The sequence below is a fragment of the Kitasatospora sp. SolWspMP-SS2h genome (assembly GCF_003259315.1).
GTDB classification, from domain to species: domain Bacteria; phylum Actinomycetota; class Actinomycetes; order Streptomycetales; family Streptomycetaceae; genus Kitasatospora; species Kitasatospora fiedleri.
This window is the reverse complement of record NZ_QLLT01000038.1, coordinates 16,704-40,238: the sequence shown is the minus strand read 5'-3', so window position 1 is coordinate 40,238 and position 23,535 is coordinate 16,704. Positions and strand designations below refer to the sequence as shown.

The window sequence follows — 23,535 nt, the reverse complement described above, 5'->3', positions numbered from 1 at the left end:
GGAGGGCGACACGATGACCCACTGGCGCCGGGCCGAGCTGCGGGCCAGGACCTCCGAGAGCACGACCGCGCGCACCCTGCACCTGACCGTGGACGGCTGGCCCGGCCACTTGCCCGGCCAGCACGTCGACGTGCGGCTCACCGCGGACGACGGCTACCGGGCCGTGCGCAGCTACTCGCTGTCTGCGCCGGCCGACGGCGACCGGATCGAGATGTCCATCCAGCCCGCACCGTTCGGCGAGGTCTCCCCGTACCTCGCCGAGGACTTCCCCGTCGGCGCCGGGATCGAGGTCGCGGGTCCACTGGGCGGCTGGTTCGTCTGGAAGCCCGGGCGCACCGGGCCCGTCTTACTGGTGGCCGGCGGCTCCGGCATCGCACCGCTCGCGGCCATGCTGCGCGCCAGGCTCGACCTCGGCGAGGCCGGGCCCCGGTTCCACCTCGCCTACTCGCTGCGCGACCCGGACCAGCGCTGGTTCGGCACGCTGCTGGACGGCATCGCCGAGGCCCGGGACCCCGGCGTCACCGCCGCCTGCCTGTACACCCGCACCGCACCACCCGGCCACACCCGGCCCGTCGGCCGGATCACCGCCACCGACCTCGACCTGCCGGGGTTCCGGCCCGCTGACGAGGCCCTCGCCTTCGTCTGCGGCCCCACCGCCTTCGTCGAGAAGGCCGCCGGCCTGCTCGTCCACCTCGGCCACCGACCCGACCGTGTCCGCACCGAACGGTTCGGCTGACACCCCTGGAGACTCCGTGCGCGACGGAAACGCCCTCGCCGGCCCACTGTCCGAACTCTTCCTCCCCGACCCCACCACCGCCTGGCGCCTGTGCCCCGGCTGCGGGACCGACGACGCCCTGGCCGCCCTGCACGTCTACGACCAAGGACCCGCCGCCGTCGCCCGCTGCCCCCGCTGCTCCGAGATCGCCTTCCGGATCGCCCGCCACCCCGGCCGGCTCTGGTTCGACTTCGGCACGGGCGGCGCCCTGCGCTTCACGACCAGCTGAGACCGACCCGTACCCACGGACCGGAACGGGACGGGAAGCGAAGTGGACACCATGGACGAACCAGCCGACGACTGGGCAGGCCGGCCGCGCGCAGGTACGGCCGCGCGGAACGCGGCCGTACCTGTCGGGGTCCTCAGGTCAGGGCGTGCGGGACGTACGGCGCCGGGAGAGCGCCAGGCAGAAGGCCCCGGCGCCGAGGAGCCCGAGCACGGCCACTGCCCGGAGCGCGGACGCACCACCTGTCTCAGCGAGCCGCACCGCGGACCCCTGGCGCCGAAGGACCGCAGGGGACAGGCGGCGACGAAGGCGACGGGGACGGAGCGGGTGACTGCGGCACCCCCGCCGACGGGGAGCGGGAGGACGGCGGTGACGGAAGGGTGTCGCGGCAGTCGGCCTGTGCCTCGCCTACGCGCAGGTTCATGACGGGGACCCGGTGGAGCGGCTGCCTCCGGAGGTCGTTGAGGGCGCCGGTCACGGCGATGTCGATCCACGCCTCGGCGGCTGGCTGACGTGCCTGGGCCGGGGGGGGTCCCGATGGGCGGTGACCTTGACGGTGAGGGTGCCGGGGCCGATCTGCGGGGATCCCAAGTCGTCACCGCTGATGGACAGTTCGGTGGTCCCGACGGGGACGCGGTGCCCGAGGACGGTGTCTGTGCCGAGTCGGTGCGCGTGGGGGCGAGCGCTTAGGACCCCACCGGAGCAGGGATGCGCTGCGGGTAGGAGTCCAGCGAACCGATCGCCCCGGCCTTGATGCTCACCAGTGATGTGGAGCGGAAGTGGACTTCCGGCCCGGCGAGTTGCGCCTGCGCGTGGATGCGGTCCGCGCCGGTGGCTGCGTGGGTGGTCGTCGAGCCGACCGTGACCCGGCCGAGGACGCCGTCGGGATCGGAGAAGTCGCCGCTGCCGTCGTCGGCGCGGGTGGGACTCGCCACGCAGCCGTGCGTGCCGGTGAAGACCGTCAGCCCGATGGCGGGAACCTCCGCATCGGTGAGCGCGGCGGCACGCAGGATCGCGGACCGGAAGTCGGGAGAGGGACCGGAAGGCACCTCTCACGGTTACCAGGGACGACGGCCACTGTCCGGCGCGCTGACCGGGAAGCCGGACACCGCCCATCCAACCGCCGGGGACCGCCCTGCTCCACCCCGCCCGCAGAACGCCTTCGCGGCCGAGGGCCGATCGTCGCCAGAGGGGCGGTGGTTCCGCACCGCCGGGCCCGGGTATCCGGACCTCAACTGCCGCGCGGCAGCCGGCCCGGCCCGCAGGGGCACGTGGAACTCGCTGTCGGTGCACCGGCCCGGCGTCACTTCACCTCCTCACCCGATCGGAGTTCCCGTGGATCTGTCGCTGCGTCAGCCCGTCCAGCGGATCAGTGCAGAGGACGGCGATCTGCACCGTCAGGCGGAGCGCCTGCGGGCGGTGGGACCGTTGGTACCGGTCGAGCTGCCCGGTGGCCTTCCGGCGTGGGTGGTGACGTCCGACCGGTTAGGGCGGGCGATCTTGGTGGACCGGCGTTTCGTGAAGGACGTGAACACCTGGCACGCCTGGCGCCGGGGCGAGGTCCCGGCAGACTGGCCGCTGCGGCCCGTGGTGGACACGCCCCGCAGCCTGATCACCGTCGACGGCGCGGAGCACCGGCGGCTGCGGGCGCCCCTGGCTCGTGCCCTGACGCCCGCCCGGGTGGCGGCTCTGCGCGAGCCGGTCGAGGCGATCGTCGCGGGCTGCCTCGACGCGCTCGCCACCGCGGCCCGGGAAGCCCCGGACGCAACGGTCGACTACCGCACGCTGTTCGCCTTCCCGGTGCCGATGCAGGTGCTCGGCCTGCTGCTGGGCATCCCCGCGCAGTGGTACGGAAGGCTGCGCGTACTGTTCGACGACTTCTTCAGCGAGGCCGTCGACGCCGAGCGCAAGCTCGCGGCGGTCCTCGGCACCCGCGAGCTGATCGCCGACCTGGTCGCCCGGCGGCGCAGTCAACCCGGCGACGACCTTGTCAGCGCACTGCTCGTTGCCGCCGCGGACGACCCGTACACCGACGAGGAGCTGATCGGCACCCTGCTCGTCCTGATCGCCGCCGGGCACGAGACCACCGTGCACCTCCTGGTCCACGGTCTGCGCGCCCTGCTGCACCACCCCGAACAGCGCGCGCTGCTCACCGCCCGGCCCGGGCTCTGGCCGCAGGCGGTCGAGGAACTGCTGCGCTACGACGCGCCCGTGGCCACGTTCTTCGCCCGCTACGCCGCCGAGGACGCCCGCATCGGCGAGGCGGACGTGCGGCGCGGAGACCCACTCCTGCTCAACTACCTCGCCATGGGCCGCGACCCCGACCGGTACGGGGACGACGCCGCCTCCTTCGACGCCACCCGCTGCCCCGTCGGGGGCCACACCAGCTTCGGGTACGGGCCCCACGCCTGCCCCGGCGCACAACTCGCCCGCCTGGAGGCCGTCACCGCCCTGCCCGCCCTCCTCGCGCGCTTCCCCGGCATCCGCCTCGCCGTCCCCGACGACGCCCTGGAACGCTTCCCGTCCCTGATGCTCAACGGACACGTCGACGTCCCCGTCCGGCTCGACGGCCACCACTGAACGAATCCCGTTGCGCACGCGGTATCCCTCATCTGAGTCGTCGGTAACCCGCCTGCCTCCACCAGCAGGGACCGGAGGGACTGAGTCTCCGGAAGCGGGAGACCGGCGCCTGGCGCGTGAAGCGGCGGTGCACCGTCGACTTCGACAGCCCGAAGCACGGCGGCGGATGACGCCACGCGCGCCCGGTCGTCAGCACGTGGACGGACCGCGGCGAACGCCGCCCCGTCGTCCGGGTTCGCCGTCCCACCGCCCCGCGGCCGCACCCGAGCCACCGGCAGCAACGGCTCCGCCGGATTCCACGGACCGTCAGGAACGATCCGACCCCGCCCACCAACTCCCCATGAGCGATCCAACGGTCCGAGACCCACGTGCGACACGCTGTAGGGGGTCGAGGAGGAGGGGAGTGCCGCCTCTACGCCTCCAGGTGTGTGTAGTCCGGGAGCTGGACGCCGTCGGCGGGCGGTGCGGTGAGCGCGGTGGCCAGGCGGCGGGCGGGGGCCGTGGCAGCCAGTCTCAGGACGCTGTGGAAAGCGGTGATGCCGCAACGGGTGCGCGGGTGTGCCAGGCGGGGGGCTCCCGGCGGGAGGGACTGTGCCTTGGTGACGTAGGGCCGCATGATGCGCTCGTATGCGGCGAAGGCGTCCCGGTGGTGGCGGTGGGAGGCGATCTCTCCGGCGAGGACGTAGGCGCCGACGAGGGCGAGGCTGGTGCCCATGCCGCTGATGGGCGAGGCGCAGTACGCCGCGTCGCCCAGCAGTGCGGCGCGGCCGCGCGACCACGTGGCGGAGTGGACCTGTCCCACGTCTTCGAGGTGGAAGTCCGGGGCGCGGCGCATCCCGTCGAGCACGCGTGGAGTGGCCCAGCCGGCTCCTGCGAAGACCTCGGCGAGCAGTTCGCGCTGGGCGTCGGCAGGGAGGTCGGCGTATTTCCCGTCCGGACCGAGGAAGGAGAGTCCGGCGCGGATGGTTCCGGTGTTGTCGGGGCGCAGGGTCACCGTGCGGCCGCCGGGCGCGGAGTACCAGCGCCACCAGTCGGTGTCCTCGGGGCGGCGCGGGATGGTGAAGTACGCGGTGCACAGGCCCTTGGGGACGATCCGCGCGGCGTCGCCGACGATCAGCGGCCGGGTCGTCGAGCGCATTCCGTCCGCCGCGATGACGAGGTCGAAGTCCTCGGTGGAGCCTCCCGCGAAGGAGGCCCGGACGTGGTCGGCGTCTTGCCGCAGGGCGGTGACTGAGTCGCCGAAGCGGTATTCGGCGCCGCCGCCCCGCCCGCTTCCGGTGCTGCGTTCCACGAGGAGGCGGGCGAGGTCGCCGCGCAGGATCTCCATGCCTGCGGTCAGGCCGTCGCTGTCGGAGCCGCCGACCGGGAACTCCGCCACGGTGCCGCCGTCGCGGCCGACGAACCTCGTGCCTTTCTCGCCGGTTCCGGCGGCGCCGACGCTCTCCTCCAGTTCCATCCGCCGGATGACTTCGCGTCCGGCTCCCCGGATGTCGATGTTCTGTCCGGCCGTGCGCAGGGTCGGTGCGCGTTCCACGACGACGCAGCGGTGGCCGTAGCGGGTGAGCCAGTGGGCGACGGCGGGTCCGGCGATGCTGGCTCCGCTGATCAGGACGCGGCGTGCGGTGTTCACGGGGACGTTTCTCCTTCGGGTTTTCTTCGTGCCAGGAGTGCGGGGAAGGGCGGCGGACGAGCGGCCACCGCGGTGTGGAGCAAGACTTCCCGGTGTGCTGCGGGAGACGCGTCACGCGCTGTCACACGTGGGCTCCCTGGCTCCCCCGGATCTCGGGTCCTGGCGGCGGACCGGCGAAGTGGCAGGTCGAGCACGGTCGTGGGCACGAGCAGTTCCGCGCCCGCGTCGGGCGTGTTCTCGCCAGGATGGAGACCCGAGGGGGGTCCGTGCGGTCGCCGGCTCCAAGGAGTCGGCGCCGGCCGTGCCGTGATCGACGTCGCCCGCCTGCGCAATCCCCTTCGGACGATACGGAGCCGGTGGCCGTCAGTACCGATCCGCGCCCGAGGCACCGGAGGATCGATCACGGGGGCAACCTTCGGCCTGCGCCCGCGCGACCCCTCCTCGGCCGCCCCGTCGAGCCCTGAAACGAGCCGGGGCCCGTTTCGGGGATCCGTGAGCGTCACCTGTCGGCTCGCTCATCGCTGTCGCACGGCCCTGGCCGCGCGTTGGGGCAGGATGCGGCTGGTGGCCTGGAACTCGACCGCGCTCACGGGTCCCAGGCCGTTGATCACCTGGACGGCCATCTCCCGTGTCAGGCCGTCGTGGCCGCTTTCGTCGCCGCCGATGACCGCCACGGTGGCCACGTCGCGCAGGTGCCCCGGATACAGGTCGGCCAGCGAGGCGAGCCGGACCGTGCGGCGCGCGGCCGCCGGTGGCTCGCCGCCTCCCGGCAGGAGCAGCGTCACGTCGCTGCGACCCGCCACGCTGCGTGCCGCCGCGCGGTCGTCCTCGGCGCTGTAGCACCACTCGTCGGGATGCTGGCCGCGAAGCATCGGGAAGCGCGAGCGCAGGACGGCGAGGATCTCCACCGCCTCCTCGATCAGGGTGCACGGCCGCAGCACGAAGGAGATCCCGGCCGGATCAGCGATGCGCACCGACCGCGCCGTGTCGAGGGAGTTCACGGCCACCACACGGGCCCGGTGGGCACTGGCGGGCAGGGACAGTAGCGGCCCCGCTCCGATGAGCAGAACCGTATCTCCGCGCTCGGCGAAGCGCCGTAGCGACTGGAACGCCTGGCCGACCCGGAGGCAGTCGTGGCTGTGCGGGGTTGCCGAGCGCGGCCGCGGCATTGGCGAGGCGTACCGGTCGGCGACGGTGCAGGACGCGACGGGCGCAGGCAGAAGGATGCGTCGGGTGCGCAGCACCGACGACCACGCCGCGACGGCCGCCCGAGCGTGCGGTAACTGCTCGCCGTCCGCAGCCGCGGCCAGCCCCATGCCGACGCTTCCGTCGAAGAACGTCGCGGCGACCACGCCCGAGGCGGCCGCGGGTGCCTCCAGGGCTCCACCCACGATGCCGACGGTGCCCACGACCGCATCCACCCCACGCCTTCGCAGCCACGCCGCCAGCAGCGGCGCGGCCGGACACCGCACCGCACCGCGCTCCGGATGGCGAAAGCCCGGAAGCACCGTCACCCGACCGCCCGTAGCGCCCTCCACCGCGAACTCCTCATCGATCACGGACCGTCCGACCACGTTCCACCCCTCTCGGCCGCGCACCCCTGCGGGTGCCCTGATGCCATCGGTTCGACACCGCACCGGAATCGGATCTGAAAAATCAGTAAATAAACGACAAAGCGACTCGTCGCCGTTGCGATTACCTCACGAGCTGCACAGCGCTTTCGTGCGCTGGGGGTGCGCTCTCGGTGCTCTCGCGCGCCGGAGCCGCGCCCGGTCGAGCGGCGCACACTGGTAGCAGTCACATCTGCAGCGGCGTTACCCAGCACGGCGGCCGTGTCCGCCAGGAGGTCGGTCCCCGTGGCGCGCAAGCACAACCTGATGCTGAGGCAGCTGGTGGCCGAGGCGGACTGGAGCGGCGCAGACCTCGCCCGTCACGTCAACCGCCTGGGCCGTGAGAACGGGATGAATCTGCACTACCAGAGGGCCTCGTCGCACCAGTGGATGGACGGCACCCTGCCCCGGGGGCCGGTGGGGGAGCTCGTCGCCGAGGCGCTCTCACGGCGCCTAGGGCGCCGCATCACTCTGCAGGAGGCCGGCCTTGCGCCGGCGGACGGTGTCCCGGCGGGCGCGGAACCGCACTGCGGAATCAGCCCTCGCAGCCGAGTCGCACCGTCCACGCCCTATGTTCTCGAAGCGCCGGAAGTCTCCCTGCTCACTGCACCGGGCGGCCAGGGTTCCAAGCTGCTGAAGATCTCCCGGTCGCACGTGGCGTGCGTCGCGAGGATGGCCGACCACCTCTCGCGCAGCGACCATCTGGTCGGCTCCGGAAGCTCTTTGAGCGTATTCGACGCCTTCTACCGTGTCTGTGTCCATCCGTGGCTGGATGCGCACGCATCACCCGGGGTGCGCCGTGATCTTCTCGGGGCCTGCGCGCGCTTCGCGTACATCGGCGGCTACTTGTACGTGGACGCCGGCCGCAACGGCACGGCCCAGCAGTGGTACCACCTGGCGGCCGCCCTGGCGCAGGAGGGCGGGCAGCCGCCCGTGGCCGCGGCCGCATGGAGGGCGATGTCCGTTCAGGCCGGAGTCCTCGGACACCACGACCACGCCCTGGCCCTCGCGGAGCGCTCCCTCACGGCCCTGGGCGCCCGTACGGCGCCGCCGCCCTTCCTGCGGGGCCAGTTGGCCGCGGCTCTGGCGTCCTGCCGCCTCCCCGGCCCGGCGTATGCGGCCCTCGCCGAGACCGAGCGGGCGATGGAGCGCGAAAGCGCCTTCCCCACCGGCTCGATGGGCGTCTACCACGTGGCCGCTTTCACCCACCAGCGCGCCGAGATCCGGCTCTCGCTGGGTGATCCCTCCGGTGCGGTCGACGATCTGTCGCTGTCCGCCCGCCTGCGTCCCCCCGCGGAGAACCGCACGCGCGCACTCGTGCTCGCCCGGCTCGGCGAGGTGCACTTCGCGCGAGGAGAGGTCGAGCAGGCGTGCGCCGCCTGGAGGACCTTCCTGGACAACCGCCGCGGTGTCACCTCCGAGCGGGTCTCCGACGCGCAGCGGGCGATGCGCTTCCTCCTCCATCCCCACCGCAGCAGGCCCCTGGTCGCGGACCTACTGGCGTCGACCGGCACCCGATAGCGCCCGATGCCCCCGCACCCGCACCCGCACCCGCAGGACGGCCGAATGCCCCGAAGCGCAGGCCGGGTGCCGTGGCCCGCCGCAGCACCACGGTTGCCGCCTCGTGCGCCGGCGCCGGGCCGGTCAATTCTCCCGGCCCGTCAAATTCGCTCCTGCGACGGCGCCGAGCAGAGCGCACCGCTCTGACCTCGCGATGCGGGCCCGACCCCGCTGCGGCAGAGGAGCCGTACAGGGGCGGCAGCGGATGAGCCCCCCCTTCCGCGGGCCCCGGGTGACGGGGATGCTGGGAGGCGCGTCGGGCACGAGCAGACATACCGAACAGTAGCCCTCCATGGACCGTGAACGGTTGCGAGGAGCCGGTCAGTCCCATCTGTCACCTCGTGCGCCGCCGGGCCGAGGCACGTGGTCGCGCTGCTGACCGGGATGTCGGTGGCCTCCTCGCACACCTGCGACCACCATTCACCCGCAGGCCTCGACCCAGGGAGATCGCCATGCCGATGACAGGACTCCGTTCCTACGCCGCGGCCGCCGTCGGCGCCGCCGCGATGCTGGGCGCGCTGACGGCAGCACCCGCCCATGCCGCGCCCTTGGACGCGACCTGCACCGGCACCGACACGACCACCTACACGCCCGGGCTGACCAACACCCCCCGGACCGTGACCATCAGCGGCAGGATCAGCCTGTCCTGCCTGTCCCCGTCCCGTCCCGCCATCACCGGCGCCACCATCACCGGCGGAGGCACCGCCCCCGACCTGACCTGCGCCGTCCTGGAACAGCCCTCCTCCGGCACCTCGACCATCGCCTGGAGCGACGGCTCCCGCAGCACCTACACCTACACCACGGCGCTGGGCCCCGGAGCAGCCGGCACGCAGGTCCTCACCCTCACCGGCACCATCACCTCCGGCACCTTCGCGCCCGACTCGCTCCTGATCGCGGTCGTCTTCGCCAACACCGACCTCAACGCCTGCAACAGCACCAGTGGACTGACCGGCCGCAGCGGACCCGCCACGCTCACGGTCTCCTGAGGAGGGCAGACGACGCGGCCGTGCCCCGCACTGTGCGCGTGTTTTGCAGCGGTCCTGCGAGCGCGGAGCGCGCCTTGACGGCGGCAATGACCTGCCGGCCCGATTCCTCAAGGCACCGCAGCGCCTCGCTGACCGCGTCGGTGCCGGCTGTGCCGTCCGGCGCTCCCCGGCTTCTCTGCCCCGGCGCCGCCCGACGTGCGTGGCGGGGGCTTCTCATCCGCAGTTGTGCCTGGTGGGTCACGTCCCGCCGGCAGTTCCTTCTGGCCTGCGGCTCGGTCGCACCGTGCGCGCGAGGAATTCAGAGGGCCAGCAGGTCCTTCAGGTGCGCCGCATCCAGGCGGGGGCCGAAGTCGCGGGGGCGGGGGATGGCGGCCTCGGTGCGCCGGCGGTCGAAGTCCTGGCGGTGCGTCAGGTAAGGCGTGTAGACGGCGAGCATCGTGTTCAGGATCCGGTCGCGGGCGTCGAGCCGTACGGGGTCCTGGACGAATTCCGGGTCCGGGGCACCGGCGTTGGCGAAGCAGGCCCGCAGGAAGTCGCCGGCGCTCGGAGGCCGGGGGTCGGTGAGGTGGAAGATGCCGCGGGTGTGCTCGCGCAGGGCGATGTCGACCGCCTCGCACGCGACTCGGTCGATCGGGACGAGGTTCAGCGCCACGTCCGGATCGGCCAGGACGCGGCGGCGCTCGGTGCGCGCCGCGGCCGGCATGGCGCGGTGGAAGGAGCGGACGATGCGTTGCGCGGTGTAGGCGCCGGTGGGCCGGCCCGGGTAGCGGTGGGTGAGGCTGTGCCCGGTGATGATGGAGGGCCGCATGACCCGTACCGCCAGGCGGTCGGCGGCGGCGAGCACGGCCCGCTCCGCGGCGAGCTTGCTGCGCTCGTAGGGGTTGCGGCACAGCGTCCCGTCGGCAGGACGCTCCAGGACATGCCCGCAGGCGGTACCGGCGACGTAGGCGGTGCTGATCATGGTGAAGGCGTCGGCTCCGAGACGCCCGGCTACGGCCAGGGCGCGGCGCGTGCCGGCGGTGTTGGACGCGAACTGGGCGCGGCGTTCGCTCTCGCGGAAGTACATCCGCGCCGCGCTGTGCCAGAAGTGGACCCGGCCCCCGCTCGCGCGGACCACGGACGGTCCGGCCGCTGCCGCGATCGCCTCGCTGCGGGCCCGCATGCAGGCCTCGGAGCTGAGGTCGACGCCGGGTACCACAGCGGTGCGGGCGATGGCCGCGTCGGCTTCGGTCGCGCTCAGGCCGTAGGCGTCGGCGGAGGCCCGGATCATGGCGTGGAGCTGTCCGGCACTGCCGGGGCCGGGAGCGCGCACCAGGCACAGCAGATGCGATTCCGGTTCGCGCTGGGCGAGTTCGAGGACGAGGGCGGAGCCGACGAGCCCGGTGGCTCCGGTGAGGACGTGCAGGGTTGTCATCGTGCTCCCGGTGGTGCGGGGTGAGGGTCGGTCAGGGTGCGGCGAGGACGAGGGCGCTGTTGTGGCCGCCGAAGCCGAAGGACTCGGTCACGGCGACGGGCACGGGACCCTTGACCGTTCGGGCGGCCACGTTCACCTCGCAGCCGGGCTCGGACTCCTCCCAGTTGGCGGTGGGCGGGATGAGGCCGTGGTGGATGGTGAGGGCGGTGATCGCGGCCTCCAGAGCGCCGGCCGCGGCCAGCAGGTGGCCGGTGGCGCCCTTCACGGAGGTCACGGGCGGGTGGTGCGGAAAGAGCCGGGCCAGGGTGCGGGCCTCGGTGGCGTCGCCGTGCGGGGTGCTGGTGGCGTGGGCGTTGACGTGCGCGACGTGTTGGGGGAGCCGGCCGGCGTCGTCCAGGGCCAGGCGCACGGCCCGTTCGGCGGCCCGCCCGTCGGGGTCGGGACTGGTGAGGTGGTGGGCGTCGGTCGTGGAGCCGTGGCCCAGCAGCAGGGCGTAGGGAATCCGGCCCCTGGCCGCGGCGTCCTCCACGCGCTCCAGGACCAGGACGGCGGCGCCTTCACCGATCACGAAACCGTCGCGGCCGCGGTCGAAGGGACGGGAGGCACGTGCGGGCCGATCATTTCGGGTGGACAGGGCACCCAGGCGGTGGAAGGCCGCCATGGTCAGGTCGGTGACAGCGGCCTCCGTGCCACCGGCCAGAGCGACGTCGCAGCGGCCCGAGCGCAGCAGGTCCATGGCGGTGGCGACGGCGTTCGTGCCCGAGGCGCACGCGGTGGACACGCTCTGCGAGGGGCCGTGGACCTCCTGGTCGAGGCAGACCTGGGCGGCGGCCATGTTCGCGATGGCGCGGGGCACCGCCAGCGGACTGACGAACCGCGCCCCTTCCTCGCGCAGCCGCCGTCCCTGGTGCTCCCACGTGGTGGTGCCCGCGAAGCCGGTGCCCAGTACGACGGCCACCCGCTGCGGATCCCAGTGGGCGCCCGCGCCGGCATCGGCCACCGCCTCCCTGGCAGTGACCACGGCGAACTGGGTGAAGCGGTCCATGCGCCGGGCGGCGGGCCCGAGCAGGCCGACCGGATCGAACCCGTCCGCCACCGTGCACGCGAAATCGACGGGTCCGCCGGCCAGCGAGGCCACGGTGCGCGCACACGAGGCTCCGCCCAGCAGCGCCTCCCAGCTCGCACCGGTGTCCAGGCCGGCGGGGGTGACCATTCCCACCCCGGTGACCGCCACGCCCATCCCGGCGCGGGAGCCGCTCATCGGGGCACCGCCGCGCCCTTCGCCTCCAGCGTCGCGGCCAGCTGCGCCACCGTGGTGGTGGAGGCCAACTCGTCCTCCCCCACCTCGATGCGCAGGCTGTCCTGGAGCTCGGCACCGAACTCGGCCCGGGCCAAAGAGTCCAGGCCCAGCTCCTCCAAAGTGGCGTCGGGCTCCACGGGCGGCTGGACCTGGAAGTTGCGGGCGAGGACGTCGGAGAGGAAAGCGTGCACGGGTTCTGCCTTTCTCGAAACGGGGGAGAGAGCGGGGAGGTATCTGGTCGAGATCGCAGGCCGGGCCCGGCCCCAAGCTCTTTACAGAGCGCGGGCGGTTGCCGCGACCGGGCCGCATCGCCGGGAGATTGTCACGGCCGGGGACGCTGCTGGGGCAGCGGCAGCAGGTGTTCGAACGCGGCCACGGCGATGGTCCGGCCGGTGGCCTGATCGCGCACCGACACATCGCAGCGCTCGTGGCGAGCGCGCGCCGCGCTGCGCCGGACGGTCGCCGACACGGCCAGCGTCGTGTCCACGTCGGCATTGCCGAGGTAGCAGATCCGTGCGTCCAGCAGGCATAGGTCCAGGTAGGAACGGGCATCGAGGCCCCGCTCGCGCCATTGGCGCAGCACGGCGCTCTCGGCCAGGGAGAAGAACGAGGCGAAGTACAGCAGCCCGACGCCGTTGACATCGTGCACCGCGTCCACCTCCTGCTCCCGGGTGTGCCCGGCGGACACCGGCAGCCAGGGCCCGGGAGCCGGGTCGGGGAAGGCACCGCCGTCCCGGGCCCTGGCACACAGCGCCCTGGGCGAGTACGCCTCGGTCAGCGGCGCCAGCGCCCGCTGGTCGAAGCCGACCGGCGCCGCACGGATCAGCCCGACATTGCTCGACTCCTCGCTCCTGGTCAGCCACACGTTGAGGTTCTCCACGTACAGGCACCCCGGCCTGGGCGAGCCGTGCAGTTCCACCGGGTCGAACGGCGTGTCAGGACTGCCGTCGTCGCGGCGGATGCGGTGCGCGGTGAACACCGAAAGCCGACCGCTGTCACACACCAGGGTGTCCACGACGATCCGGTCACCGAAGGTCAGATCACCCGGGTACAGACCGTTGCCGCAGATCCGGTAGTAGTAGAACGCCAGGTAGCAGGGCCGGCCGTCCTCATTGCGGGCGTTGAAGACATCGACGCCGCACACGGGCTGACCGCCTCCCACGTCCGGTCGCCCACACATGCCGCGAAGGACTGCAACGGCCCGCACATACCGGGTCGCACCGTCTCCTCACGCCGCACGGCCGCCGCCCCGCTGCGCCGCACCGCGGTGAAGACGGGCACGGCTGCCGGAAGATCGAGCAGTCCGGTCGGTTCGGTCATGGTGCCGTCCTTGTCTCCGCGGGTCTGAGGGCAGTCTTCTCCCTCCGCCCACCCGGTGATCGAAGATCCCGGCGCTCCCCGCGCACCGTCCGGTACAGGGGGTGTCACCGATTTCCGCAGGTGAAAAGCAGGATGCCATGACTGCGGCAAAATTGCCGGTCAATTGACGGGCCGGGAAAATTGACGCATCGTTCGCTCTTGCGGGTTGAAAAACGAAAAATTCTCACTCCCCTTCCGGTTGGAGCCGCCAGTCGTAGTAGCTTCCCGCCCCGGGCGGAGCGGGGCCCTGCTGCCCCATCTCTGTACAAATTTGACCGAGAAGGGAATCCTGAGAGTGTGAGTTGCTTCAACATGATTGAAATCGCATTCATTTGCAGCGATCTGAAGGTGGCTCGCCGAGCGGAAAGAGTGCGCGGAGAAATATTCGAAGAATCTTGGTGATTCGCTGGACTACATGCCCGATCGGGTGGATGCTCTTTCCACGCGACAGGATTCCAGCGAGCCGGCGCCTCGTACATCAGCTTCACACCGGGTGCCGGCCGAGAGGATGCGGGCGGAACCGGTCGGCAGCAGAGTCTCCGGAAAGCGGGAACCTGTCCTGCGCAGGAGACGCGCGTACGTGCGCGTCCCACCGCCTCGCCCGGCACGTCCCACCTGGACGAGCGGGTGAACACCGAACACCGATGCCCTCCGGCAGCCGTGGCACCACCGCCGATCCCCACCTTCACCGCCGATCCCCACGGCACCTCCGTGCTCAGCCCGTGCCACTGCCCGGCGGCCCGTCCGAAGTCCCCCACATCAGGAGAGTCCCCGTGTCCGTTCACCGCGCCCTGCGCTTGCGCGCGGCCCTCGCCGGCACCGCACTGGCCGCCACCCTCGGCGTCTGCGTGCTGCACGGCCCGAGCGCCCTGGCCCAGACGGCTCCTGCGTCCGCCGTTGCCGCCCGGGTCGTTCCCGCGGCAGCCATCACGGTGACGGTGAAGTTCCTCACCGGCGCGACCGAGCGCGTCACCACCACCACCTCCACCACCGTCCTGGGCCTCAAGGAGCAGGTCTTCGACCTCGGCGGTGTCGGCCCTCAGCTCCAGCGCCTGATCTTCGCCGGCAAGGAGATGCAGGACGCCAGGACGCTGGGCTCCTACAACGTCACCGACGGATCCGTCATCAACGACGTCGTGCGCCTGTAGTCCCGCACAGCACACCCACGAACAGCTGAGGCCCGCCACCCCTGGCGGGCCGCAGCACCCCCTCCACCCGGCCAGTCAGGTCGGTTGTCCGCCCGGACCCCGGCCGCCGCGACGGCATCACTCTGCCACCCGCCTCCGGCAGCGGTCCCGGTCGGCCGGAGTCCGTCCAGCACCCCGAAGAGGAGTACGCCGCCGAGAGGCGACTTTCCGCCCCGGTCGTCGCCCGGAAGCCTGGCGCGAAGCTCCGCCCTGCTGAACCGGCCCCGATCGGGCGGACGCGGCGGACCGCCCCGTCCCGCAGACCGGTGCCGAGGCTGCCCCCACCGCTGCAACCACCCCCTGGGCGCCACGATCCGGACAACCGCGGCTCCCCGGGGAAAGATCACCCGCACCCCCGCCGGATCCGGCCCCCCTCGACCACGAGGGACCCGGCCGTCCTACGCGCCGCTCCCGCTCCTGCTCCCGCCGAACCCTTTCCCGCCGCCCCGCAGCCGGTCACGGCTGGACCGCGGCCGACCGGCCCGGTTCTCGCTCCCGGGTGGTCGTGCGGCCCCCGTCTCCCCACTGTGCTGCCGGTGCCTGACGCAGGCCGGCAAAAGAGCCGCTCCCCTCCAAACCGACGCAGTCATGCAAGGAGACCCTCATCATTCACCTCGAACCCTCCCCGACCTGCGGATCCGCCTGGCACCGCTGCCTCCTGGCCGTGCTCGTGGCCACGGCCACCGCCTTCCTGTTCCTCGTGCTGCCGACCGGCAACGCGAGCGCCACGCCCGTCCAGGTGTCCTGTCTGGTCGGCACGGCGAACCAGGCGTTCAGCCCGCCGCTGACCAACACGGCGAAGCCGACCACCACCACGATCACCAGCCACTACGGCTCCTGCACCTCCGTCACCAACCCCGAGCTCACCTACGGCGACGCGTTCAGCCGCTTCTTCTCCCCGGCCGCGTCCTGCTCGTCCCTGCTCAGACCCTCCACCTCCACCACCAAAATCACCTGGAACACGGGTGAGACCAGCACGGTCCAGATCAGCAGCAACGTGACCGACGCCAACGGCGAGGTCGTCGTCAACTCGACCGGCACCGTCACCTCCGGCAAGCTCACCGGCAGCTCCGTGGTCCGGGTCGCCACCTACCTCTCGACCACCCTCACTGCCTGTGCCACCACCGGGCTGCCCTCCAACTCCGGCGCCGTCACCCTCACCGTCCTCGGCCGGTGAACCCCCTCTGCCGCAAGCCGTGCTGAACATCCTCCGCCCGCTCCGCCGCGACAACCGGCGGGGCAGGGCAGCGGAACCTGCCGGTGCGCCCTACGGCCGGCGGGGCGCAGACCACTTCGCAGGCTCCGACTCGCTCAGGCCGCGCGGTCGTCAGCCCCTCCCTTGAAGACAGCCCACACCCACCTCGATCGGTACCGGACGGGCTCCTTGCGTTGCGGTTCGGCGGTGCCGCGCGACCGCACCGGGCAGCCTGATGCCCGCGCGGTCCGGGTGGGTCTGTACGGTGACCGGTGTATCTCCCGATCAAGGAAGAGCACCTGATGAGCGACGTGATCGCCTCGGCTGAGGCGTGCGACGGCGAGCCCATCAGGACCGCGTCGTCCCAGTGCCGGCGCAGCGCCTGCCACAGCAGCGTGAACGCCTGACGGCACGTCGCCACGTCCGCGCCGTCCGGGTCGAACCACTCCCCCATCGACCGGACCTCCGTCACCAGCCCCTCCAGGGCGGCGGCGGGGGCGTAGCGGCCGACCGGCTGGCGCTGGTGGACGAAGATGCCACGCCAGCTTGTCCCGCCCCGAGTCAGCCGCCATTGTCCACCGCTCGGACGGGGTGTTCAGCCACGCCGCGACGGCGTCCTTGAGCGTGGAGTACCGCTCGGAGCCGTCGTGCCACGGCGCCCCGGCGGTGATGTAGATCCGCTCCGTGCCCGGCGCGATAGACAGCACCGTGTCCAGGATCTCTCCCGGCGTCCGAGCGCCGAGGTCGAGGCGCACCACGCGGTCGCGCACCGCCAGGTCACCGGCCGCCGCGTCCAGGAACACCGTGCTGCGCGCCTGCTGGACGAAGTTCGGACGCTTGGACACCAGGCCGGTCGTCACCGCCTCGAACCGCGCACCCGCCGGGCCCTCCGGGAGGACCGGCAGCTCACGCGGATCGGCCTCGACCACCGGACGCGGCGCGACAGCGACCAAAGCGACCGAGGCAGCCGAGACGGCCGGCACAGCGCCGGGGGCGGCCGGGATCGGCTGCTCGACGATGACGGCCTGGTCCTCGACCTCAGCCGGCGCCTCGGTTACCGGGATGACCGGGGTCAGCTGCCCGACGACAGGGGCCGGGCGGGTCAGCGCCGGGACGAGCACGGCGACCGGCTGCGACGCGGGCCCGGCCACCGGGGCCGGGACCCGCAAGGGCTCGACGGGCGGGATAACGGCGGCCTGGTCGTCGGTCTTGGCGGCGCGGACGGCGGCGGGGGTCGGGTCCAGGAGCGGCGCGATTCGCACCACGTCGGCCAGCGCCAGCCCTGAGGCCTTCGCGATGGCGTCGGCCTTGGCGGCCTCGTACCCCGCCAGCCCGGCCACCCGGCGCGCGCTGCTGGGTGAGCTTGTCCAGCTCCTTCTGCGCGGCGGCGACGGCCTTCTCGGCGGCCGTGATCTCGCCTCGCAGCTCGCGCAGGTCGGTGAGAGCGGCGGTGTACGTCTGGCGGTCCATCAGGATCTCACTCCCTTTTCGTGGTCTCGGACTTGCTGCCGGTGGTGGCGCTGGCGCTGGTGTCGGTGTCGAGGGGGCGGGCCTGACGGGCCAAGGTGAGCCAGCCGTCGGGGCCCCGGGTGCCGTGGATGTCGGCCAGCCCGGCGAGCAGATGCGCGTACGCGCCGCGCTTGGGGGCCCGGGGCTGTGCGGTCCCGGCCTCCCAGCGGGCGAAGGTCTCCCGCCGGGTGTCCAGCGCTTCCGCCACCTCGACCTGGGTCAGGGCGGCGGCCTTGCGCAGCCGCTCCCGCTCGGCCGGCTCCGGCAGGTCCCCGCCGTCCCGGGCCTTGGCCAGCAGCACGTCCACCGCCGCGAAAATCTCAGGCATCACATACCTCCATACGAGAAAGGTAGCAAATATAACCACACTCGATATGCATTATTGATCGCACATGCACCGCACTATGACCTCACTCAGGGTGGGCGCTTCCTGAGCGCGTCCGCTGCCGACGTCGGTCCGGCCGCCTACACGGACGTCACGGCGCCCTCCTTCGCGAGAGGTGGGCACTCACACCCCTTGGAGCACGAAGAGTTCACGGACCGCAGGACCGAGCGCGCGAAACGACTTCGGCCCGGCGCTGTTGACGCACGCGGACATGACTCGGCCCCGGTACCGGGGCAGCGGTACCGGGGCCGACTGAGAAGAGCCGCGCGCTGCGCGGCGGGCGGCACGCAGGGTCTGCGCGGGCGGATCAGCCTCCCGCAGCCGAGGGGGCGGCCAGGGCGGTGTCAGGCTCCAGGAACGGCGAGTTCTGCTCGGGCGGCAGGAGCGGGCGCGCGTCGGCCGGCAGCACCTGGTCGACGGCGGGCTCGGAGAAGGTCAGCCCCAGCGGGCGACGATCGGGGTTCATGCGCACAGTCTGACCTGCCGTCACCAATTCAAGCACCGCCATTTCGCGTCAGTCGCGCCCCAGACCGAACCCGCGCCCTACACCGCCTCGTCGGGCTTGTAGTGCCGGTGCTCGGCGAGGCGTTCGCCCTTGCGGGCGGTGCCTACGCACGTGGCGAAAAGCCTCCATCCGTCCGCGCAGTCGACCGTCAGGCCGTACCGGAAGCCGGGCAGGGCCAGCCTGGTGCTGTACCGCTCGGCACGGACGACGGTGTCCCTGGCGGAGCTGGCGGCGAGCGCGCTCAGCAGGGCCTGCTCGATCTCCCCGGTCGCGACCTTCCCCCAGCCGGGCAGATCGGGTGCCGGCTGCTCGGCCAGGTGCTCGCCCCCGGCGGCCGGGGCGGTGTTGGACGCGCCCGTGATGGTCCAGTAGACGGTACCGGCGTCCTTCGCGGTGACCGCCAGGCCGTACGGTCCCCGCCGGTGCGCACCGTCACCACGGAAGTCGTCGCCCCCGCCGGCGGCACGGCGCGATCGGCGCACGGGGCCGCCGCGATCAGCAGGACGCTCGCGAGCGCTAAGGCCGCTGAGGCGGCGGATAGACGGCGACTAGGGGCTCGAATCTCGGACATGTCGCTATATTGGCGTCGAAAATCTTCGAAAGGTGTGATTTCGGTCGGCGGATACGTCGGTCGGCCCTGTCTGTCGTCACGGCGAGGTCGGTCCTTCCCTTCCGATGGGGCTGCCGTCCTCGCAGGGACCTTCAGCGGTGACGATGTCCCGGTCGCAGCGCCGGGCGTCCACCTGATCCCGGGTGACCACATCACCTGCGAGGTTCGAGCCGTCAGAACCCGGCTGAGCACTTACCTGCGTTTCCGCCCCTACTCCACCCGGGCTGGCGCCATCCGACCTTCGAGCCCGGATCGAGCGCGCCGTCCCCCCAGAGGGCACCAACCGGCGAAGCCTTCCGGTTTCGAATGCCGGTACGGGCAGGTCGGGTGCCGAGCAGGGCCACGGCGGTGGCGATCACCGAGAGGCGGCCCGCGACGAAGATGTCGACGTAGTTGAAGTCGGTGATGTCGATGACCACCCTGCGAGCCCCGCTGTCCACGATCCGGCGGGAAGGCTCCTTGTGGATAGGCCCGTTCACCGGGTTGGACCCGCGTGACTTCCACAAGCGGGTCACGACACTCCGTCGGGCGGGCCGTGACGCGGGCCCCGGCGCGGGGGTTGGAGGGGCATGGACCCCCTCTACGACTCCCTGCGCTTCCCGCCGCCCCGCTTCGACCCCTACCCGGACGACGCCTACCCGGACGAGGAAGAGCAGCAGACCCCCCGGATCGGCCACCAGGCCGCGCCGTACGAGATGGACGAACGCGAGCAGCGCGCGTTGACACTGGCCCGGGAGGCCGGGCAGGAGGCGGCCGCCTGGGTGCGGGAGCTGGCCGCGCACCAGATCAGGCCCGCACACAGCCGAGCGCTGCTGAACGCCGCCGAGGCAATCGGGGTCGCCACGTCCGCGGCGATCGTCCCGGGCGGCGACGGCCAAGCCCTGGACGACCTGCACCGCTCCTGGCTACTGGCCTCCTCGGTCATCGGCACCGCCTACGACCCCGCCGCCCACCCGGACCAGGCCAGCCAGAGCCTGCCGGAACTCACCTGGCCCGAATGGGTCGCACTGCTCGCGGTGTGCGCGGCCGCCACCGCCATGCCCGCCAGCGTCCTGGGCTACTGCCCGCCCGAACTGGAGGCCCTGGCGGGCGCCCTGGAGGCCGCCGTGCGCTCCGGGCAAGGGACCTGACCGCATGTCAGCCCAAGGACGCGAAGGGCCCGCCGCAGACTCCGGCGGGCCCTTCGGGGGTGCGGGGTCGCCGTGCCCCTCTACCCTCCGGCCGCGTTCCGCAGGCGGGTAGGGGCGCATTGGGACGGATGCAACCCTGTAAACGGGGATCGAAAGGATCTATCGGGTGCAGAAGGGGGCGGTGGTGGTGTTGCCGCCGTCCTGGGGGGTGTAGCGGATGGCGCAGGGGTCGATGCCTGCGCGGGTGAGGGCGCTCTGCGCCGCGGTGGTGTCGGCGGGCGCCAGGGCGGGAGTGCGGGAGAGCACGAAGCCGCTGGCGCGGTCGGAGTCGGTCACCACGGCCCAGCGGTAGTCGTCGGCCAGGCCGATGACGATGTAGTTGGCCTGGGCGGTGTGCAGCCAGGAGGTTCCGGTTCCGAGGAAGGAGACGTTGAGGCGGGCGTTGGTGGCGTCGAGGGCCTTCGCGTCGCCCTTGACGGTGCTGGAGCTGCCCAGCCAGGTCGAGCAGCTGTTGGTGACCGAGACGCTCCCGGTGGCGGTGAGGGCGTAGCGGGCGGTGGAGTTCTTCTTGCACTGGATCTCGTACAGGGCGGGCTTGGCCGCCACCTGGTACCAGGACCCCAGGTAGCGGGAGAGGTCCACCGAGGCGACCGGAGCGGGCGCGGCGCTCTTGGCGGCGGGCGCCGCGGGCTTCGCCGAGGCGGGTGCCGCCGTCGTGGCGGCGAGGCCGAGCGAGAGGGCGGTGACGGTGGCGAAGACGGTCAGGCGCGAGCGCGAGTTGTGCGGCACTGAGTACCTCCGAAGACGTCCAGCGCGACCCGTACGCGCCAGTCACCCACGGCTACCCCCCGCCACGCAAAGCAAGGGCCCTACCGGCAACGCAAAATGACACCCCCTCACCACACACCCTCCGACAACACCCCCATTCCCACCACCACCAAGCCACCCGCCGCCGAATGGTGTCAGGTGGTCGTGCCGGGGACGGTGTCGTGGAAGGTGAACAGCCGGTCCAGGCCGCTGAGATGGATGAGATGGCGCAGGTGGGCGGGGGTGCGGCCAGTTCCGCGGGGGTGGTGCTGGTGCCGGCGGCCAGGCAGGCGGTGATCAGAAGCTGCAGGCCCACCGAGTCGCACAACGTCAGCCCCGACAGCTCCAGCACGAGCGTGCCCACGCCCGGGTCGGCGGGCGCAGCCAGCGCCTGTTGTAGCCGGGGGGCGCTGTCGAAGTCGAGGTCGCCCGCCACGCGCACCATCCGCACGCAAGCGGCCGGATCCAAGACCGTGACACGCAGAGTGCAGCCGCAGTCCGGCCGGTGAGGGATGTCAGGACGCACGCCCGCCTGCCTTCCCCCGATCCAGACAAGCACACCCGGACAGGCACACACACCCCGCCCCAAGGAACAGGCCCAGCCGCCCCCTGCCACCCCCGGGGGGGAAAAACGAGCGGCGACATCGGGACCTGCATACCGCCAGCCGGCGATCCGCGCACCCGCCGGCCTACGGCCCGCGTCTTCGGCTCACCCGGTGCCTTCGGTACTGCGGGTGCGCGCGCAGACGCCGCCCCTGGGGATCTGCCCCGGCCGCGTGCTCGAAGCGCGGCCGTTCACCGCAGGGGCGGCGTCTGCGCGGAACCCGCACCTGGAGGATCTCGCACACCGACTCGGTTGGGGCGCGGCGCGGGGTTCCGCACCGCCCGTATGACCGGTACACGGTGGTGCATGCGCTCCGGTCCGGCGCTCCCCCGGTGGGCGCCAGACCGGAGCGCCAAACCGGAGTACGTTGACGCACTTCGCGGCACCCCGGTGGATGGACCCTAGCCGGTGGGGGCCCCGATCTTGCGGGCAGGTGCGAGCGGGTGTGGGCGAAGGCTGCGCCGGGGTGGTTGTCGCGATGGGCAGCGAGCAGGAGGCCGAGGGGGTTGGTGCAGCTCAAAGGGCGCGACAGGGGTTGGTGACAGCCTCCGGCAGGCAGTGGGGGCCGGGCCCGTCGACCTGCCAGGTGACCCGGGCCCCGCCCGGTCACCGGCCCCGGCCGCCCGGTCGAGGAGGAAGAAGAACAGCACAGCGCAGCGCCGCCGAAGCCCGGGCGCCGCCGCCCATCACCCTCCCCCTCTTCCCTCGTCGGCCGGGTCGGGGGGCTCCCAGGGGTAAGAGGCCGGCACGGTCGACGATCTGGTGTGCCGCGAGGGCCGTGACCCGCGCTGGGCGCCGTGAGTGGGTCGTTCGTGCCGGGGGCGTGAAGCGGCAGCCTGCGCGCTCGCCCGGAAGGGTGGCGGGGCAACCCGTTCGCGGCGGCGGCGACGAAACAACCGCGCGCGTCCGGCCCACGCGGTACCCCGCCACCTGGCCCATGGAAGGAAGCGTGATCCGCTCCGATGAACAGGACCCGACTGACCGAGGCGTTCGACGTGGCCGGGCTGCCCGCCCCCGAGGTGACGGTGCCGACCGGGTTCACCCACCCGGTGCGGGGCGCCGTGCGTTGCCCGGCCGCACCGCTGTTGGCCGCCGGGCTCGCCCGGCGCGGCGTGCCGGTACGGCTGGCCCCCTGGCCCGGCCCGCTGACCCCGGCCGCCCCCACCCCCGCCCCGGCCGCCGCTGCCCGGCCCGCAGCGCTCCGGGCATTCACCACCACCTACCTGGACGTGGATGGGCAGGTCATCGGCCTGGCCGTGGTCGCGGACCCGGCGCTGCCAGCCCTCGTCGAGGCGGCTGCCGCCGAACTGCGCTGCTGGAGCGATGCGTTGCGCACCAGACGGCTGCTGCTGCCGGTGCCCGCCCCCGCCTGCTCGCCGCCGCGGCACGCCCCCGGGACTCTCGTCCCCGCCCGGGAGCAGGACCATGACCCGACCGCCTCCGCGTGCCGGGCCGACCGCACCGGCGCCACCGTGACCTCATACCTGGAACGCGGCGACACCGTGCTCGTCCTGGGGAGCGGACGGGGCGCCTGGGCCGAGCGTCCGCCCCGTCCGCTGCCCCGGCGGCCCGGAGTGGTGCCGGTGCTCTCGGCGGACCACGCGACGACCGTCGAGGTACCCGACCCGGCGAAGCTGTCCTTCGTCCAGCGCCCGTGCACCCCGGTCGAGGAGTTCACCACGATCCTGGACATCCTGCGGTTCCGCTTCCCGCTGCTGCGCGGGCAGCACCCGGACCAGTGGTGCCACCGCCCCACCGACACCCGGGACGCGGTGCGGTCCGCCGTCGCGGAGAGCGACCTCGTGCTACTCGTCGACGGCCGGCACCCCCACCCCTGGCTGGCCCACCCCGGGCTCATACCCGTCGGATCGATCACTGACCTCTACCCGGCCGTGCTGGCCCGGGCGGCGACGATCACCCTGACCGGACCGCTCAACCGCCCCGCAGCGGCCACCCTGTCCGACACCCTCGCCCGCTGCCTGTCGGGACTCGGCCCGCTGAGCGTCATCCGGCGCCGGAGCACGAGCGAACCCGCCACGGACACGCACCTCCCGCCGGAGCGCCACGCCGCCGGCGCCCTCGGCAAGCCGTGACCACCGGACGCCCACTCCTCGCCCCCGTCGCCGCCCCCGTACGGAAAGCCTCCACCATGGCCCACCAGTC

The 23,535-nt window shown here is 72.7% G+C and carries 22 protein-coding genes and 2 pseudogenes; 9 read left to right on the top strand and 15 right to left on the bottom strand.

What is annotated here, in order from left to right; all coding sequences use genetic code 11:
* The first annotated feature begins 13 nt into the window (after positions 1-13).
* Together K353_RS31005 and K353_RS31000 are read left to right on the top strand one after the other, a co-directional pair.
* Positions 14-736: an FAD-binding oxidoreductase gene (locus K353_RS31005; RefSeq protein WP_111556829.1), complete on the top strand. Its 723-nt coding sequence runs from the start codon at positions 14-16 to the stop codon at positions 734-736.
* Between the two features lie 16 nt (positions 737-752).
* Positions 753-1,004 (top strand): DUF6510 family protein, encoded by a 252-nt coding sequence (locus K353_RS31000; RefSeq protein WP_111556828.1) that lies wholly within the window; start codon positions 753-755, stop codon positions 1,002-1,004.
* A 683-nt stretch (positions 1,005-1,687) separates the two neighbouring features.
* On the opposite strand, the gene K353_RS34650 is transcribed toward K353_RS31000, so the two are convergent.
* Entirely contained in the window at positions 1,688-1,936 is a 249-nt protein-coding gene (locus tag K353_RS34650) for a hypothetical protein (RefSeq protein WP_158585543.1), read from the bottom strand.
* Positions 1,937-2,519: 583 nt separating this feature from the next.
* On the opposite strand from K353_RS34650, the gene K353_RS34645 reads away from it, so the two are divergent.
* Entirely contained in the window at positions 2,520-3,581 is a 1,062-nt protein-coding gene (locus K353_RS34645; RefSeq protein WP_158585542.1) for a cytochrome P450, read from the top strand.
* Between the two features lie 118 nt (positions 3,582-3,699).
* On the opposite strand, the pseudogene K353_RS36250 reads toward K353_RS34645, so the two are convergent.
* From K353_RS36250 to K353_RS30985, 3 genes and pseudogenes are all read right to left on the bottom strand, one after another.
* Positions 3,700-3,898: pseudogene (locus K353_RS36250) on the bottom strand (transposase); the annotation flags it as partial.
* Between the two features lie 95 nt (positions 3,899-3,993).
* A complete protein-coding gene (locus tag K353_RS30990; RefSeq protein WP_111556826.1) occupies positions 3,994-5,211 on the bottom strand; it encodes an FAD-dependent monooxygenase in 1,218 nt (405 codons plus the stop codon).
* A 515-nt stretch (positions 5,212-5,726) separates the two neighbouring features.
* Positions 5,727-6,770 carry a hypothetical protein gene (locus K353_RS30985; RefSeq protein WP_111556825.1) on the bottom strand — a complete coding sequence of 348 codons (1,044 nt, stop codon included), beginning with the start codon at positions 6,768-6,770 and terminating at the stop codon, positions 5,727-5,729.
* A 297-nt stretch (positions 6,771-7,067) separates the two neighbouring features.
* Between K353_RS30985 and K353_RS30980 the strand changes: the two genes are divergently transcribed.
* On the top strand, positions 7,068-8,342 hold the full coding sequence (locus K353_RS30980) for a hypothetical protein (protein ID WP_111556824.1): 1,275 nt from the start codon (positions 7,068-7,070) through the stop codon (positions 8,340-8,342).
* A 497-nt stretch (positions 8,343-8,839) separates the two neighbouring features.
* Positions 8,840-9,367 carry a hypothetical protein gene (locus tag K353_RS30975; protein WP_146616624.1) on the top strand — a complete coding sequence of 176 codons (528 nt, stop codon included), beginning with the start codon at positions 8,840-8,842 and terminating at the stop codon, positions 9,365-9,367.
* 298 nt (positions 9,368-9,665) lie between these two features.
* Here K353_RS30975 and K353_RS30970 read toward each other — a convergent pair whose 3' ends face one another.
* From K353_RS30970 to K353_RS30955, 4 genes and pseudogenes are all read right to left on the bottom strand, one after another.
* Entirely contained in the window at positions 9,666-10,781 is a 1,116-nt protein-coding gene (locus tag K353_RS30970) for an SDR family oxidoreductase (protein WP_111556822.1), read from the bottom strand.
* 31 nt (positions 10,782-10,812) lie between these two features.
* Complete coding sequence (locus tag K353_RS30965; protein ID WP_111556821.1) at positions 10,813-12,042, bottom strand: beta-ketoacyl synthase; 1,230 nt, start codon at positions 12,040-12,042, stop codon at positions 10,813-10,815.
* Positions 12,039-12,272: an acyl carrier protein gene (locus K353_RS30960; RefSeq protein ID WP_111556820.1), complete on the bottom strand. Its 234-nt coding sequence runs from the start codon at positions 12,270-12,272 to the stop codon at positions 12,039-12,041. Before K353_RS30960 ends, K353_RS30965 begins: the two co-directional genes overlap by 4 nt.
* A 131-nt stretch (positions 12,273-12,403) precedes the next feature.
* Positions 12,404-13,290, bottom strand: a pseudogene (locus K353_RS30955) (LnmK family bifunctional acyltransferase/decarboxylase).
* Between the two features lie 923 nt (positions 13,291-14,213).
* On the opposite strand from K353_RS30955, the gene K353_RS34640 reads away from it, so the two are divergent.
* Positions 14,214-14,588, top strand: coding sequence for a ubiquitin family protein (locus K353_RS34640; RefSeq protein WP_158585540.1), 375 nt, complete (start codon positions 14,214-14,216; stop codon positions 14,586-14,588).
* Positions 14,589-15,291: 703 nt separating this feature from the next.
* The gene (locus K353_RS30945) at positions 15,292-15,804 is read left to right on the top strand and encodes a hypothetical protein (protein ID WP_111556817.1); all 513 of its coding nucleotides are present in this window, start codon (positions 15,292-15,294) and stop codon (positions 15,802-15,804) included.
* 134 nt (positions 15,805-15,938) lie between these two features.
* Here the strand turns inward: K353_RS30945 and K353_RS34635 are convergent, their stop codons facing one another.
* The 5 genes from K353_RS34635 to K353_RS30925 form a co-directional block, all read right to left on the bottom strand.
* On the bottom strand, positions 15,939-17,162 hold the full coding sequence (locus tag K353_RS34635; RefSeq protein ID WP_158585539.1) for a hypothetical protein: 1,224 nt from the start codon (positions 17,160-17,162) through the stop codon (positions 15,939-15,941).
* Positions 17,163-17,299: 137 nt separating this feature from the next.
* Positions 17,300-17,659, bottom strand: a complete 360-nt coding sequence (locus K353_RS30935; protein ID WP_146616622.1) for a helix-turn-helix transcriptional regulator — start codon at positions 17,657-17,659, stop codon at positions 17,300-17,302.
* Positions 17,660-18,023: 364 nt separating this feature from the next.
* The gene (locus tag K353_RS34630; protein WP_158585538.1) at positions 18,024-18,182 is read right to left on the bottom strand and encodes a hypothetical protein; all 159 of its coding nucleotides are present in this window, start codon (positions 18,180-18,182) and stop codon (positions 18,024-18,026) included.
* Between the two features lie 77 nt (positions 18,183-18,259).
* The gene (locus K353_RS30930; protein WP_111556815.1) at positions 18,260-18,703 is read right to left on the bottom strand and encodes a hypothetical protein; all 444 of its coding nucleotides are present in this window, start codon (positions 18,701-18,703) and stop codon (positions 18,260-18,262) included.
* 301 nt (positions 18,704-19,004) lie between these two features.
* On the bottom strand, positions 19,005-19,250 hold the full coding sequence (locus tag K353_RS30925; RefSeq protein WP_146616621.1) for a hypothetical protein: 246 nt from the start codon (positions 19,248-19,250) through the stop codon (positions 19,005-19,007).
* A gap of 150 nt (positions 19,251-19,400) precedes the next feature.
* Here K353_RS30925 and K353_RS30920 point away from each other — a divergent pair, with 150 nt between their 5' ends.
* Positions 19,401-19,961 (top strand): hypothetical protein, encoded by a 561-nt coding sequence (locus tag K353_RS30920; RefSeq protein WP_111556813.1) that lies wholly within the window; start codon positions 19,401-19,403, stop codon positions 19,959-19,961.
* 159 nt (positions 19,962-20,120) lie between these two features.
* On the opposite strand, the gene K353_RS30915 is transcribed toward K353_RS30920, so the two are convergent.
* Positions 20,121-20,750 carry a lipocalin family protein gene (locus tag K353_RS30915; protein WP_199528300.1) on the bottom strand — a complete coding sequence of 210 codons (630 nt, stop codon included), beginning with the start codon at positions 20,748-20,750 and terminating at the stop codon, positions 20,121-20,123.
* A 52-nt stretch (positions 20,751-20,802) separates the two neighbouring features.
* Positions 20,803-21,213: an STAS domain-containing protein gene (locus K353_RS37350; RefSeq protein ID WP_111556812.1), complete on the bottom strand. Its 411-nt coding sequence runs from the start codon at positions 21,211-21,213 to the stop codon at positions 20,803-20,805.
* A 1,121-nt stretch (positions 21,214-22,334) separates the two neighbouring features.
* On the opposite strand from K353_RS37350, the gene K353_RS30905 reads away from it, so the two are divergent.
* The gene (locus K353_RS30905) at positions 22,335-23,465 is read left to right on the top strand and encodes a hypothetical protein (protein WP_111556811.1); all 1,131 of its coding nucleotides are present in this window, start codon (positions 22,335-22,337) and stop codon (positions 23,463-23,465) included.
* The last annotated feature ends 70 nt before the right edge of the window (positions 23,466-23,535 follow it).

Bases quoted from the DNA above. Each gene is read 5' to 3' on its own strand.
- K353_RS31005 (WP_111556829.1), top strand. From the start codon at position 14: ATGACCCACTGGCGCCGGGCCGAGCTGCGGGCCAGGACCTCCGAGAGC.
- K353_RS30920 (WP_111556813.1), top strand. From the start codon at position 19,401: ATGGACCCCCTCTACGACTCCCTGCGCTTCCCGCCGCCCCGCTTCGAC.
- K353_RS30970 (WP_111556822.1), bottom strand. From the start codon at position 10,781: ATGACAACCCTGCACGTCCTCACCGGAGCCACCGGGCTCGTCGGCTCC.
- K353_RS30905 (WP_111556811.1), top strand. From the start codon at position 22,335: ATGAACAGGACCCGACTGACCGAGGCGTTCGACGTGGCCGGGCTGCCC.
- K353_RS37350 (WP_111556812.1), bottom strand. From the start codon at position 21,213: ATGGTGCGCGTGGCGGGCGACCTCGACTTCGACAGCGCCCCCCGGCTA.
- K353_RS30965 (WP_111556821.1), bottom strand. From the start codon at position 12,042: ATGAGCGGCTCCCGCGCCGGGATGGGCGTGGCGGTCACCGGGGTGGGA.
- K353_RS30975 (WP_146616624.1), top strand. From the start codon at position 8,840: ATGACAGGACTCCGTTCCTACGCCGCGGCCGCCGTCGGCGCCGCCGCG.
- K353_RS30935 (WP_146616622.1), bottom strand. From the start codon at position 17,659: ATGCCTGAGATTTTCGCGGCGGTGGACGTGCTGCTGGCCAAGGCCCGG.
- K353_RS34630 (WP_158585538.1), bottom strand. From the start codon at position 18,182: ATGAACCCCGATCGTCGCCCGCTGGGGCTGACCTTCTCCGAGCCCGCC.